The organism is Enterobacter cloacae complex sp. P24RS (genome assembly GCF_014982165.1).
Taxonomy (GTDB): Bacteria; Pseudomonadota; Gammaproteobacteria; order Enterobacterales; family Enterobacteriaceae; genus Enterobacter; species Enterobacter quasihormaechei.
This window is the reverse complement of sequence record NZ_JADCKU010000021.1, coordinates 1-13,719: the sequence shown is the minus strand read 5'-3', so window position 1 is coordinate 13,719 and position 13,719 is coordinate 1. Positions and strand designations below refer to the sequence as shown.

The window sequence follows — 13,719 nt, the reverse complement described above, 5'->3', positions numbered from 1 at the left end:
GTAAACCGTGCCGATTACAGGCTGGATACGTTCTCAGACAGGTATTTAGCTACGCCGTCTGGGGAAGCAGCCATACCTTCTTTACCTTTTTCCCACTGAGCCGGGCACACTTCACCGTGCTCTTCGTGGAACTGGAGCGCGTCAACCATGCGCAGCATTTCGTCGATGTTACGACCCAGCGGCAGATCGTTCACAACCTGGTGACGAACGATGCCGTTTGCGTCGATCAGGAAAGAACCACGCAGTGCAACGCCAGCGTCCGGATGTTCGATACCGTAAGCCTGCTGGATTTCGCGTTTTATGTCCGCAACCATCGCGTATTTCACCGCACCGATGCCGCCGTTTTCGACAGGGGTGTTACGCCATGCGTTGTGTACAAATTCAGAGTCGAAGGAGACGCCAACCACTTCCACGCCACGCTTCTGGAATTCTTCGTAACGTTTGTCGAACGCGATCAGCTCAGACGGGCAAACGAAAGTGAAGTCCATTGGCCAGAAGAACAGAACGGTTGCTTTACCGTTGGTGTGCTGTTTGAAGTTGAAGTTTTCAACGATTTCACCGTTACCCAGAACTGCGGCAGCTGTAAAATCCGGGGCCGGACGAGTTACCAGAACCATATGATTCTCCTGTAGATACTAAGGTTATTTGGAACGCAACGCGGGCCAGTATAGAGACTGCGCGGGAATAAGACAAAGAGGTGGTAACAATCGTTCCACCAGTTTTTACCTATCAATCAAACCGGCATCACAGTTCTTTATTTTTTGCCTGCATCATCATACGCGGGTAGAACTGCCAGAAGCGGGTTTCCAGCGCATCGTAATGTTCATTCAGGTCATGCCATGAGTCGCGCAGCGCGTCCAGACGCGGGCGGCGGCTCGCCATGCCGTTCAGGACGTTCTGAATAAAATCCATCTCGCGGTATCGCTCCAGCCAGCGTTCAGACCACAGATAGTTATTCAGATTCACAAAGCGCGGCGGGGAGTCCGGCAAAATGATCGAGACCTGTGCGTGGGCGTAGCGCACAAACTCTGGCAGCGTCATGTCAGTCGACAGCTGTGACCAGTGGCGCGACAGGAAATGATCCCACATTACGTCGAGCGTGATTGGCGCCACGCGTCGCGTTTCGGGGCGGAACCAGGCTTTGGCTTCCGTTACTTCCGGCAGGTTATCTGTCAGCACGTCGATGCGGCGGTGCATAAAAATCCCGTCGACAACCTCGGGGGAGTAGTCTTCCGCGGGGTTGCCGCGCACGAAATCGGCCAGCAAATTGCCGGAGAGGGAGCTGTCCGCGAGGTGAGCCAGATGCAGGTGAGCGAGAAAATTCATGCGTTTTATTTGTCCGGTGGCGGCTAGTTGTTGCAGCAAAAGGGCGCGAGCACTAGACTATGCCGCCTGTTTTTAAGTCACGAGTATACGTCATGCGCGTCGCCGATTTCTCCTTTGAACTACCTGAATCCCTGATTGCTCACTACCCCATGCCTGAGCGTAGCAGCTGTCGCTTGCTGTCACTGGACGGGCCAACGGGCGCGCTGACGCACGGTACTTTCACCGATCTGCTCGACAAGCTCAACCCTGGCGATCTGCTGGTCTTTAACAATACCCGCGTGATCCCGGCGCGCCTGTTTGGCCGTAAGGCCAGCGGCGGCAAGATTGAAGTGCTGGTCGAACGTATGCTCGACGATAAACGTATTCTGGCACATATTCGCGCCTCCAAGGCGCCGAAGCCGGGCGCTGAGCTGCTGCTGGGCGATGACGAGAGCATCAAAGCGACCATGACCGCGCGTCACGACGCGCTGTTCGAGGTGGCGTTCGACGACGAGCGCACGGTGCTTGATATCCTCAACACCATCGGCCACATGCCGCTGCCGCCGTACATTGAGCGCCCGGACGAAGAGGCCGACCGCGAGCTGTATCAGACCGTCTACAGCCAGAAGCCTGGCGCGGTGGCGGCCCCGACTGCGGGCCTGCACTTTGATGAACCGCTGCTGGAAAAGCTGCGCGCCAAAGGCATTGAGATGGCCTTCGTGACGCTGCACGTCGGCGCGGGTACGTTCCAGCCGGTGCGCGTGGACAGCATCGAAGACCACATCATGCACTCTGAGTACGCCGAAGTGCCGCAGGAGGTTGTGGATGCGGTGCTGGCGGCGAAAGCGCGCGGCAGCCGCGTCGTGGCCGTCGGAACGACATCCGTGCGTTCCCTTGAGAGCGCCGCGCAGGCCGCGAAAAGCGAGTTGATTGAGCCGTTCTTTGGCGATACGCAGATCTTTATCTACCCGGGCTATCAGTACAACGTCATTGATGCGCTGGTGACCAACTTCCATCTACCTGAATCTACATTGATTATGCTGGTGTCCGCGTTTGCGGGGTATCAGCATACGATGAATGCCTACAAGTCTGCGGTAGAACAAAAATATCGCTTTTTTAGCTACGGTGACGCGATGTTTATCACGTACAATCCGCAGGCTTTGAATGAGCGTGTCGGGGAATAAGTCCGCGGCACCGTATGACAACGTTGGACTGTTTTTCTGACGTCGGAGAAAAAATGAAATTTGAACTTGATACCACCGACGGTCGCGCGCGTCGCGGTCGCCTGGTGTTTGATCGCGGCGTGGTGGAAACCCCCGCGTTTATGCCTGTTGGCACCTACGGCACCGTAAAAGGGATGACGCCGGAAGAAGTTGAGGCCACGGGCGCACAGATTATCCTCGGCAACACCTTCCACCTGTGGCTGCGTCCGGGCCAGGAGATCATGAAGCTCCACGGCGATCTGCACGATTTCATGCAGTGGAAAGGCCCGATCCTGACCGACTCCGGCGGTTTCCAGGTCTTCAGCCTGGGCGATATCCGCAAGATCACCGAGCAGGGCGTACATTTCCGTAACCCGATCAACGGCGATCCGATCTTCCTCGATCCGGAAAAATCGATGGAGATTCAGTATGATCTCGGCTCCGATATCGTGATGATCTTCGACGAATGTACGCCATACCCGGCGGACTGGGACTATGCGAAACGCTCCATGGAGATGTCCCTGCGCTGGGCGAAGCGCAGCCGTGACCGTTTTGATTCCCTGCAAAACAAAAATGCGCTGTTCGGCATTATTCAGGGCAGCGTTTACGAAGATTTACGCGATATCTCCGTTAAAGGTCTGGTAGAGATAGGCTTTGATGGCTACGCTGTCGGCGGTTTGGCTGTGGGTGAGCCGAAGGAAGATATGCACCGCATTCTGGAGCATGTCTGCCCGCAAATCCCGGCGGATAAACCACGATACCTGATGGGGGTGGGTAAGCCAGAAGATCTGGTGGAAGGCGTACGTCGCGGCATTGATATGTTCGACTGCGTGATGCCTACCCGAAACGCACGTAACGGTCATCTGTTCGTTACCGATGGCGTGGTGAAAATCCGTAACGCGAAGCATAAGAGTGACACCAGCCCGCTCGATTCCGAGTGCGATTGCTATACCTGTCGCAATTATTCTCGCGCGTATCTGCATCATCTCGATCGTTGCAACGAGATTTTGGGCGCGCGTCTCAATACCATTCATAATCTTCGTTATTATCAGCGCTTAATGGCTGGTTTACGTAAGGCTATCGAAGAGGGTAAATTAGAGAGCTTCGTGACCGATTTCTACCAACGTCAGGGGCGGGATGTTCCACCGTTGAACGTTGATTAATTTTAATAATGAGGGAATTTGAATGAGCTTTTTTATTTCTGATGCGGTAGCAGCAACGGGCGCACCAGCGCAGGGCAGCCCGATGTCTCTGATTCTGATGCTGGTTGTGTTCGGTCTGATCTTCTACTTCATGATCCTGCGTCCACAGCAGAAGCGTACTAAAGAGCACAAAAACCTGATGAACTCCATCGCGAAAGGCGATGAAGTCCTGACCAATGGTGGCCTGGTAGGTCGCGTAACCAAAGTAGCGGAAAACGGCTACATTGCTATCGCCCTCAACGACACCACTGAAGTGGTTATCAAACGTGACTTCGTAGCTGCCGTTCTGCCGAAAGGCACCATGAAGGCGCTGTAATCCCAACTTTTCCCAAAGGGAACTGCCGTGTTAAACCGTTATCCTTTGTGGAAGTACATCATGCTGGTCGTCGTGATTATCGTCGGCCTGCTGTACGCGCTTCCCAACCTGTATGGTGAGGATCCGGCCGTTCAAATCACTGGCGCGCGCGGTGTCGCCGCCAGTGAGCAAACGCTGATCCAGGTCCAGAAAACGTTACAAGAAGAAAAAATTACCGCTAAGTCTGTGGCACTGGAAGAGGGCGCAATTCTTGCTCGCTTCGACACCACCGACACGCAGCTCCGCGCACGTGAAGCGCTGATGGGCGTGCTGGGTGATAAATACGTCGTGGCGCTTAACCTTGCTCCTGCAACTCCGCGCTGGCTGGCTGCGCTGAACGCAGAGCCAATGAAACTGGGTCTTGACCTGCGTGGTGGCGTTCACTTCCTGATGGAAGTGGATATGGATACCGCGCTCGGCAAGCTACAGGAACAGAATATCGACAGCCTGCGCAGCGATCTGCGCGATAAGGGCATTCCGTACACCACCGTACGCAAAGAAGATAACTACGGTATGAGCATCACGTTCCGCGACAGCGCGGCACGCGATCAGGCTGTGACTTATCTGTCTCAGCGTCACCGCGATCTGGTGATCACCTCTCAGGGCAGCAACCAGCTGCGTGCGGTCATGACCGACGCGCGTCTGAGTGAAGCCCGTGAATACGCCGTTCAGCAGAACATCAACATTCTGCGTAACCGTGTAAACCAGCTGGGCGTGGCTGAGCCACTGGTGCAGCGTCAGGGTGCTGACCGTATCGTGGTTGAGCTGCCGGGTATCCAGGATACCGCACGTGCGAAAGAGATTCTGGGTGCGACAGCAACCCTGGAGTTCCGTCTGGTGAATTCCAACGTCGATCAGGCAGCTGCGGCCTCAGGCCGTGTCCCGGGCGATTCCGAAGTGAAACAGACCCGCGAAGGCCAGCCGGTTGTGCTCTACAAACGCGTGATCCTGACCGGTGACCATATCACCGACTCCACTTCAAGCCAGGATGAGTACAACCAGCCGCAGGTGAATATCTCGCTTGATAGCGCTGGTGGCAACATCATGTCTAACTTCACTAAGGACAACATCGGCAAGCCGATGGCGACCCTGTTCGTGGAGTACAAAGACAGCGGCAAGAAAGACGCCAACGGTCGTGCGGTGCTGGTGAAAGAGGAAGAGGTGATCAACATCGCCAACATCCAGTCTCGTCTGGGTAACAGCTTCCGTATCACTGGTATCAGTAACCCGAACGAAGCGCGTCAGCTCTCTCTGCTGCTGCGTGCCGGTGCGCTGATTGCGCCAATTCAGATTGTTGAAGAACGTACCATCGGTCCAACCCTGGGTATGCAGAACATCAAACAGGGTCTGGAAGCGTGTCTGGCCGGCCTGGCGGTGTCCATCATCTTCATGATCTTCTTCTACAAGAAGTTCGGCCTGATTGCGACGTCTGCGCTGATTGCCAACCTGGTGCTGATCATCGGCATCATGTCCCTGCTGCCGGGGGCGACGCTAACCATGCCGGGTATCGCGGGTATCGTCCTGACCCTTGCGGTGGCGGTCGACGCCAACGTACTGATAAACGAACGTATCAAAGAAGAGCTGAGCAACGGTCGTTCTGTACAGCAGGCGATTGAAGAAGGCTACAAAGGGGCGTTCAGCTCCATCTTCGATGCGAACGTAACAACACTGATTAAGGTTCTTATCCTGTATGCAGTGGGTACTGGCGCGATCAAAGGCTTTGCGATTACTACCGGTATCGGTGTCGCAACGTCGATGTTTACCGCTATTGTCGGCACCCGTGCCATCGTGAACCTGCTGTACGGCGGCAAGCGCGTCAAAAAGCTGTCTATCTGAGGAGTGCGTTGTGGCACAGGAATATACTGTTGAACAATTGAACCACGGCCGTAAAGTCTGGGACTTTATGCGCTGGGACTACTGGGCCTTCGGCATTTCAGGTTTTCTGCTGATTTTGTCCATCGTCATTATGGGCGTGAAAGGCTTTAACTGGGGTCTGGACTTCACCGGTGGTACGGTGATCGAAATTACCCTGGAAAAACCGGTCGATATGGACCAGATGCGTGAGTCTCTGCAAAAGGCGGGCTTTGAAGAGCCGCTGCTCCAGAACTTTGGCAGCAGCCGCGACATCATGGTGCGTATGCCTCCGGTACACGATGCCAACGGCAGCCAGGAGCTGGGCAGCAAGGTCGTTCAGGTTATTAACGAAACGACCAGCCAGGATGCGACGGTTAAGCGTATTGAGTTCGTCGGCCCGAGCGTCGGTGCAGACCTGGCGCAGACCGGTGCGATGGCGCTGCTGGTGGCGCTGATCTCAATCCTGATTTACGTCGGTTTCCGCTTTGAGTGGCGACTGGCGGCAGGCGTGGTTATCGCCCTGGCGCACGACGTGGTGATCACCATGGGCATACTGTCTCTGTTCCACATTGAGATTGACCTGACAATTGTGGCATCCCTGATGTCCGTTATCGGTTACTCACTGAACGACAGTATCGTGGTATCTGACCGTATTCGTGAAAACTTCCGTAAGATCCGTCGCGGTACGCCGTACGAAATCTTTAACGTGTCGTTGACCCAGACGCTGCACCGTACGTTGATCACCTCCGGTACCACCCTGATGGTGATCCTGATGCTGTTCCTGTTCGGTGGCCCGGTGCTGGAAGGCTTCTCGCTGACCATGCTGATCGGTGTGTCTATCGGTACGGCCTCGTCTATCTACGTGGCGTCCGCGCTGGCGCTGAAGCTGGGCATGAAGCGCGAGCATCTGATCCAGCAGAAAGTCGAGAAGGAAGGGGCGGATCAGCCGTCTATTCTGCCGTAAGCGTTCGTCTTACGCGGCATCGAAATCCCGGCCTGTTGGCCGGGATTTTTTTTGTCTGCATCTCACAAATACTCCTGACAGTATGCTGTCAGGAGCCCTGTCGTAGACTCCTTCTCAACCCTAACAACAGGCAGGAGGACGTATGAAAAGTGTTATTAACTGGTTTGAAATTCCGGTCGCCAATATGGATCGCGCCATCAAATTTTATGAGTCGGTGATGCAGGTCGCGCTGCGGCGCGAGAAGATGGACGTGGCTGATCTGGCGATTTTCCCGCACGAGGATCCGGCCACGGGCGGCGCGCTGGCGAAATTTGACGGCGTTACACCGTCTTCGCAGGGCGCTATTATTTACCTGCATACTGCCAATCTGGCGGCCACGCTCGATCGTATTGCTTCTGCGGGCGGTGAGTGCGTGTTTGGCCCGCTGGAACTGCCGCAAGGCATTGGCACTATAGCCCTGTTTACCGACAGCGAAGGTAATCGCGTCGGCCTCCATCAACCGGTATGAGAGTAAACCGATGACCCGACGCGCTGACCGTTTGTTCCAGATTGTGCAGATCCTTCGGGGCAGGCGTCTGACAACGGCAGCGCATCTGGCGGAAAGGCTTGGCGTGTCAGAGCGCACGGTGTACCGCGATATCCGCGACCTGTCGCTTTCCGGCGTGCCGGTGGAAGGCGAGGCGGGAAGCGGATATCGGCTGATGTCGGGTTTTGATTTACCCCCGCTGATGCTGACCAACAAAGAGTCCGAGGCGCTGATGGTGGCGATTCGCCTGCTCAAAACCTGGGGCGGGGAATCGCTCTCGCGCGAGCTGGAGTCGGCCCAGGAAAAAGTGCTGGCGATCCTGCCAGAAGAGAGCCGCCGCAAAGCTGAGCAGACGCGGATTTACGCGCCGGATATTGCCCTTCAGCCACATTCCCGTAGTGGTTTCGACGTGATCCATCAGGCGATTTCCGCACAGCGCGTGCTGGCACTGCATTATCGTGATGAGGCTGGGCAGCTCTCAAAGCGCGAGGTTCAGCCGCTGGGCTTGTTCTTCTGGGGAGAGCGCTGGCTGCTGGCGGCGTGGTGTGAACGGCGCGATGACTATCGCTGTTTCCGGCTCGACCGATGCCTCAATATTGTGCAGACGGAGAGGCGGTTTAGCGAAAGTGCGGACAGGTCATTGGCAGATTTTTTACGCAAGGTGAGGCAGTAAAAAGCCGGGTGGCGGCTACGCCTTACCCGGCCTACATTCGGATCGTAGGCCCGGTAAGCGTAGCGCCACCGGGCGGAATCCGCACTGATTAGAAGTTGTAACCCACCACCAGGTAACCACCCCAACCGGTAGAACGTACGCTGAAGTCGCCGTTGCCGAAGTTCAGGCTGGCGTCGTCGTTCCACTGACCGCCGTTGTGCCAGTAACGCGCAACAACAGAGTAGTGCCAGTGATCGTAGTTCAGCGCCAGGATGTGGCTGGAGGCGATGGAGTCATTGGTGCGCGCCTTCTTGCCGTTCAGATCGCGGAAGTCGTTGTCGCCCAGGTCTGAACCCCAGTCAAAGTTGGTGAAGCCGATGTAGCTCAGGTTACCGCCCCACAGCTGGGTGATTGGCACAAAGTATTTCACTTTGAAACGGTAGCCGTCCCATTCGTTTTCGTTCGCGGCACCGTAGTTCTGCCACTGGTATTTTGCATACACGTTCATGGACAGGCTCATTGGCAGGCCAGTCTCAATGTCGGTGCCCAGACCCATATACCAGGTGCTCTGACGACCGGACTTGTTGCGGCCCATGTCGTAGATATAGTTGTTTGCGAAATACCACTCTTTGAACGGACCAAACGCCAGGCTGGTGCCGGTCAGCTTGTCGATGGAGAAGCGCGGCTCGATCTCCATGAACAGAGGGGAACCATGGTTCCAGATACCTTTCGCGTCGGTGTTACCACCGAAGAAGACCGGGGCATCCATGTAGCCGTAGAAATCAAACCAGTCTTTTTTAGCGAATGCTTCGTACTCAAGGTAGGTATCGTTACGGATCTGCGGTCCGAAACGGGTGTGGTAACTGCCCACAACGTTAACGCTCTGATGCCACCAGTCAGAAACATATTCTGGCTTGGTATTCTCCGCAGCGTTAGCCGTGAAAGAGGAGGAGAGTGCCAGAACTGCACCGGCTGCGAGTAATGTTTTTTTCATAATCATGCCACTGATTGAAATTCCCTTCCGGGAGTGAAAAATGCGCGAATTGCGTTTCTAAATATTTCGTGTTTCTGCGGAGCCTATTATAGGAATCCTTGCTCACAAAAATATGTGGTGTTTCACATATCTCTCACATACGTAATCGATTGCGTTCACGTTTGCGTACTTTAGACGGGCGGGATTGTAGCGGCAATCATTTATGTTGCCAATCCATACGAAATGTAAATGTTAGCGGAGTGACATTTCACTCCGCTAAAAGGGAAGGTTATTGCGCGGCGGGTTGAATGTCGTGAATGCGGATAAAGCCTAACTGTTCCGGCGTCAGGCCGCTCAGCTGAACCGGGATGTCCACGTCGCTTGGCGCCAGCGTGCTGGCGGGGGCGGTGAAAAGCTGGTTCTTCACGTTCACTTCCTGATAGTTCTCGGTAGTGCCCTGGATCTGTCCCCACTCCACGGTGCCGGTAAAGGCCGGAAGCGGATCGTTGGACTCACCCTGGATACGCAATGTTGCGCGCGTACCATCCGCATTGGCTGCAACATTCACCAGAGACATTTTTAGCATGCCAATCTGGCTGTTGAGTCGGGCAGGCGTATTAGCCCCTGGCAACAGATAAACGCCATTGCTGGATTTGGCATTCAGCGCGTTCTGCTGGGTGATCTTTACGGTTTCCTGGTTAAGTTTGTTCATCGCCACGTTGAGCGTATTCACGCTTTGTTTCATCTCGCGGACTTCACTTTGCTGTGCGCAGGCGCTGAGCGTGAACAGACTCCCCACCAGCACGATTTTCAGGTAACGTCTTGTCATTGCGTTTAATTCCTTGAAATCACAGATTGCTGCAATGGTAGACAGGATAGTGCCGCCAGGCATAGATCCTTTGTCTCAAAAAGCTCTTCCTTTGTTGTCGGGCCAGTTCAGGGTAAAATAGAAATCAGTTAACCAGATAACAGGGACATCGTATGCATTGCCCATTTTGCTCCGCCGTGGATACTAAAGTCATCGACTCACGTCTTGTAGGCGAAGGGTCTTCCGTGCGCCGTCGCCGGCAGTGTCTGGTGTGCAACGAGCGTTTTACCACCTTCGAGGTGGCAGAGCTGGTCATGCCGCGCGTGGTAAAAAGTAACGATGTGCGCGAACCGTTCAATGAAGAAAAACTGCGCAGCGGGATGCTCAAGGCGCTGGAAAAACGGCCCGTCAGCTCCGATGACGTCGAAATGGCGTTAAACCACATTAAATCTTATCTGCGGGGGTTAGGCGAGCGCGAAGTGCCGAGCAAAATGATTGGTAATCTGGTGATGGAACAGCTGAAAAAGCTCGACAAAGTCGCCTACATTCGCTTCGCCTCCGTTTACCGCAGCTTTGAAGACATCAAAGAGTTTGGCGAAGAGATCGCCCGCTTACAGGATTAAGCCCATGCACGACGAGATGTACATGGCGCGAGCCATGAAGCTGGCGCAGCGCGGTCGGTTTACCACTCACCCTAACCCCAACGTCGGGTGCGTCATTGTTAAAGATGGCGAGATTGTGGGGGAAGGTTTTCACTACCGCGCAGGCGAGCCGCATGCTGAAGTGCATGCCCTGCGTATGGCGGGGGAGAACGCGCGTGGCGCGACGGCCTACGTGACGCTGGAGCCATGCAGCCACCACGGGCGCACGCCGCCGTGCTGTGAAGCGCTGATTGCGGCAGGGGTTTCGCGCGTGGTCGCCGCTATGCAGGATCCTAACCCGCAGGTGGCGGGCCGCGGCCTTTATCGTCTGCAACAGGAAGGGATCGACGTCAGCCACGGCCTGATGATGCAAGACGCTGAAGCCATCAATAAAGGCTTCCTGAAACGCATGCGCACCGGCTTCCCGTTTATTCAGCTTAAGCTGGGCGCCTCACTGGATGGCCGCACGGCGATGGCGAACGGCGAGAGCCAGTGGATCACGTCCCCGCAGGCAAGGCGCGATGTGCAACGTCTGCGCGCGCAAAGCCATGCTATTCTCACCAGCAGTGAGACGGTGCTGGCTGACGATCCGGCGATGACCGTGCGCTGGGATGAGCTGAATGCGGATACCCAGGCGCTCTACCCGCAGGAGAACCTGCGCCAGCCGCTGCGCATTATTATTGATAGCCAGAACCGCGTGACGCCGGAGCACCGCATCGTGCAGCAGCCGGGTGAAACCTGGATTGCGCGCACGAAGGAAGATACGCGCGAGTGGCCGGAAGGCGTGCGCAGCATTATGGTGCCGGAGCATAACGGACATCTTGATCTCGTGGTGCTGATGATGTTGCTCGGCAAACAGCAGGTCAACAGTATCTGGGTCGAAGCCGGTCCGACGCTCGCCGGCGCGCTGCTCCAGGCGGGGCTGGTGGATGAGCTTCTCGTCTATGTTGCGCCTAAACTGTTAGGTAACGACGCCCGCGGCCTGTTTGTGCTGCCCGGCCTTGAAAAACTGGCCGATGCGCCGCAACTTTCATTCAGCGAGATTCGTCCGGTGGGTCCGGATGTCTGCCTCCATTTAACGACAGCGTAATTGCTCCCGAAATAGGGAAGCAGTGCGCAAAGTATTATGATAAAATCCGCCCCCCTGCGGGGCCAAATGAACCCGTAAAGGAAGAGTATGAACATTATTGAAGCTGCTGTAGCTACCCCGGACGCTCGCGTCGCCATCACCATTGCGCGTTTCAACAACTTCATCAACGACAGCCTGCTGGAAGGTGCGGTTGACGCCCTGAAACGTATCGGCCAGGTTAAAGATGACAATATTACCGTCGTTTGGGTACCAGGTGCTTATGAACTGCCACTGGCAGCAGGCGCGCTGGCGAAAACCGGTAAATACGACGCGGTGATTGCGCTGGGTACCGTTATTCGTGGCGGCACTGCGCACTTCGAATACGTTGCGGGCGGTGCAAGCAACGGTCTGGCGCACGTTGCGCAGGATGCTGAAATTCCTGTCGCGTTCGGCGTATTGACCACCGAAAGTATTGAACAAGCCATCGAACGTGCTGGCACCAAAGCCGGTAACAAAGGTGCAGAAGCTGCACTGACCGCGCTTGAAATGATCAATGTATTGAAAGCCATCAAGGCCTGATTTTTTTGTAAGGGGAATTCCGTGAAACCTGCTGCTCGTCGCCGCGCCCGTGAATGTGCCGTTCAGGCGCTTTACTCCTGGCAGTTGTCCCAGAACGACATCGCTGATGTTGAATACCAGTTCCTGTCAGAACAGGACGTGAAAGACGTTGACGTTCTGTACTTCCGTGAACTGCTGTCGGGAGTGGCGACTAATAGCGCGTATCTCGATGGCCTGATGAAGCCATACCTGTCCCGTCTGCTCGAAGAGCTGGGCCAGGTGGAAAAAGCAGTGTTGCGTATCGCGCTGTTTGAGCTGTCTAAACGTGACGATGTGCCGTACAAAGTAGCCATCAACGAAGCGATCGAACTGGCGAAAACCTTCGGTGCTGAAGACAGCCACAAGTTCGTTAACGGCGTACTTGATAAAGCCGCACCTGCGATCCGTCCCCACAAAAAGTGATCCGCAAACCGGAGTTCTGCATTGCCTGACGGGCAGTGCGGCTCCGGTTTTTTCTTTTATTTGCTGAGGCATAACGTATGGCATGCGGCGAATTCTCCCTGATTGCCCGTTATTTCGACCGTGTCAGAACCTCTCGTCTTGATGTTGAAACCGGCATTGGCGATGACTGTGCACTTCTCAATGTTCCCGAAAAACAGACGCTGGCAATCAGCACCGACACCTTAGTATGTGGGCGTCACTTCCTGCCCGATATCGATCCTGCTGACCTGGCGTATAAGGCGCTGGCAGTCAACGTCAGCGATCTGGCGGCAATGGGCGCCGACCCGGCCTGGCTGACGCTGGCCCTGACGCTGCCGGAGGTGGATGAAGCCTGGCTTGAAGCGTTCAGCGATGCGCTGTTTGAACAGCTGAACTATTACGATATGCAGCTGATTGGCGGTGACACCACTGCGGGTCCGCTATCGATGACCCTGGCCATTCACGGTTATGTGCCTGCCGGGCGCGCGCTCAAGCGCTCGGGCGCAAAACCGGGAGACTGGATCTACGTGACCGGTACGCCGGGAGATAGCGCGGCAGGTCTGGCGATCCTTCAGAACCGTTTAGCGGTTGAAGATGCGGACGATGCGGCGTACCTGGTGAAGCGTCACCTGCGGCCAACGCCGCGTATTCTGCACGGTCAGGCGCTGCGCGAGCGGGCCAGTTCGGCTATCGACCTGTCTGATGGGCTGATCTCCGATCTTGGTCATATCCTGAAAGCCAGCGGCGTGGGCGCACGTATCGATCTGGATCTGTTCCCGCTGTCAGAGCAGCTGCGTCGTCATGCCGAGCCTGAACAGGCGCTGCGCTGGGCGTTATCCGGTGGAGAAGATTATGAGCTGTGCTTTACCGTTCCCGAACTGAATCGCGGGACGCTGGACGTGGCGTTAGCGCATCTGGGAGCGAAATTTACCTGCATTGGGCAGGTGATGCCGGAGAGCGAAGGGCTACTGTTTGTCCGTGATGGCGCCCCGGTTACGCTTGACTGGAAAGGGTACGATCATTTTGGGTGAGTGTTTTGCCGGGTGGCGCTACGGTATGAACCGGAAACATGGGTAACACTTTAGACCGGATACATGGGTAACAGTTATAACTGGCATAGAAGAGGAGAC

16 protein-coding genes are annotated in these 13,719 nt (G+C 55.6%); 12 read left to right on the top strand and 4 right to left on the bottom strand.

What is annotated here, in order from left to right; all coding sequences use genetic code 11:
- Nucleotides 1-14 precede the first annotated feature (14 nt).
- Nucleotides 15-617, bottom strand: a complete 603-nt coding sequence (locus INF58_RS18845) for a peroxiredoxin C (RefSeq protein WP_003859113.1) — start codon at nt 615-617, stop codon at nt 15-17.
- Between the two features lie 127 nt (nt 618-744).
- The gene (acpH, locus tag INF58_RS18840; protein WP_193528284.1) at nt 745-1,326 is read right to left on the bottom strand and encodes an ACP phosphodiesterase; all 582 of its coding nucleotides are present in this window, start codon (nt 1,324-1,326) and stop codon (nt 745-747) included.
- Nucleotides 1,327-1,418: 92 nt separating this feature from the next.
- On the opposite strand from acpH, the gene queA reads away from it, so the two are divergent.
- The 7 genes from queA to INF58_RS18805 all read left to right on the top strand — a co-directional run bounded on the left by queA (nt 1,419) and on the right by INF58_RS18805 (nt 8,081).
- The gene (gene queA / locus INF58_RS18835) at nt 1,419-2,489 is read left to right on the top strand and encodes a tRNA preQ1(34) S-adenosylmethionine ribosyltransferase-isomerase QueA (RefSeq protein WP_064910906.1); all 1,071 of its coding nucleotides are present in this window, start codon (nt 1,419-1,421) and stop codon (nt 2,487-2,489) included.
- A gap of 53 nt (nt 2,490-2,542) precedes the next feature.
- Nucleotides 2,543-3,670, top strand: a complete 1,128-nt coding sequence (gene tgt, locus INF58_RS18830; protein ID WP_003859110.1) for a tRNA guanosine(34) transglycosylase Tgt — start codon at nt 2,543-2,545, stop codon at nt 3,668-3,670.
- Nucleotides 3,671-3,692: 22 nt separating this feature from the next.
- Complete coding sequence (gene yajC / locus INF58_RS18825) at nt 3,693-4,025, top strand: preprotein translocase subunit YajC (protein WP_003859109.1); 333 nt, start codon at nt 3,693-3,695, stop codon at nt 4,023-4,025.
- Between the two features lie 27 nt (nt 4,026-4,052).
- Nucleotides 4,053-5,900, top strand: a complete 1,848-nt coding sequence (gene secD / locus INF58_RS18820) for a protein translocase subunit SecD (protein ID WP_003859106.1) — start codon at nt 4,053-4,055, stop codon at nt 5,898-5,900.
- Nucleotides 5,901-5,910: 10 nt separating this feature from the next.
- A complete protein-coding gene (gene secF, locus INF58_RS18815; RefSeq protein WP_003859105.1) occupies nt 5,911-6,882 on the top strand; it encodes a protein translocase subunit SecF in 972 nt (323 codons plus the stop codon).
- Nucleotides 6,883-7,024: 142 nt separating this feature from the next.
- A complete protein-coding gene (locus INF58_RS18810; protein WP_112791893.1) occupies nt 7,025-7,390 on the top strand; it encodes a VOC family protein in 366 nt (121 codons plus the stop codon).
- A 10-nt stretch (nt 7,391-7,400) separates the two neighbouring features.
- Entirely contained in the window at nt 7,401-8,081 is a 681-nt protein-coding gene (locus INF58_RS18805; RefSeq protein ID WP_017694425.1) for a YafY family protein, read from the top strand.
- A gap of 88 nt (nt 8,082-8,169) precedes the next feature.
- Here the strand turns inward: INF58_RS18805 and INF58_RS18800 are convergent, their stop codons facing one another.
- Together INF58_RS18800 and INF58_RS18795 are read right to left on the bottom strand one after the other, a co-directional pair.
- Complete coding sequence (locus INF58_RS18800) at nt 8,170-9,054, bottom strand: nucleoside-specific channel-forming protein Tsx (protein ID WP_063451799.1); 885 nt, start codon at nt 9,052-9,054, stop codon at nt 8,170-8,172.
- Nucleotides 9,055-9,322: 268 nt separating this feature from the next.
- The gene (locus INF58_RS18795; protein WP_077221137.1) at nt 9,323-9,862 is read right to left on the bottom strand and encodes a DUF3251 domain-containing protein; all 540 of its coding nucleotides are present in this window, start codon (nt 9,860-9,862) and stop codon (nt 9,323-9,325) included.
- A 152-nt stretch (nt 9,863-10,014) separates the two neighbouring features.
- Between INF58_RS18795 and nrdR the strand changes: the two genes are divergently transcribed.
- From nrdR to thiL, 5 genes are all read left to right on the top strand, one after another.
- Nucleotides 10,015-10,464: a transcriptional regulator NrdR gene (gene nrdR / locus INF58_RS18790; RefSeq protein ID WP_003859099.1), complete on the top strand. Its 450-nt coding sequence runs from the start codon at nt 10,015-10,017 to the stop codon at nt 10,462-10,464.
- A 4-nt stretch (nt 10,465-10,468) separates the two neighbouring features.
- Nucleotides 10,469-11,572 (top strand): bifunctional diaminohydroxyphosphoribosylaminopyrimidine deaminase/5-amino-6-(5-phosphoribosylamino)uracil reductase RibD, encoded by a 1,104-nt coding sequence (gene ribD / locus INF58_RS18785; RefSeq protein WP_193032639.1) that lies wholly within the window; start codon nt 10,469-10,471, stop codon nt 11,570-11,572.
- An 87-nt stretch (nt 11,573-11,659) separates the two neighbouring features.
- Nucleotides 11,660-12,130 (top strand): 6,7-dimethyl-8-ribityllumazine synthase, encoded by a 471-nt coding sequence (gene ribE / locus INF58_RS18780; protein WP_003859098.1) that lies wholly within the window; start codon nt 11,660-11,662, stop codon nt 12,128-12,130.
- A gap of 21 nt (nt 12,131-12,151) precedes the next feature.
- Nucleotides 12,152-12,571, top strand: coding sequence for a transcription antitermination factor NusB (nusB, locus tag INF58_RS18775; RefSeq protein WP_006809908.1), 420 nt, complete (start codon nt 12,152-12,154; stop codon nt 12,569-12,571).
- Nucleotides 12,572-12,648: 77 nt separating this feature from the next.
- Complete coding sequence (gene thiL, locus INF58_RS18770; protein WP_112791896.1) at nt 12,649-13,620, top strand: thiamine-phosphate kinase; 972 nt, start codon at nt 12,649-12,651, stop codon at nt 13,618-13,620.
- Nucleotides 13,621-13,719: the final 99 nt, after the last annotated feature.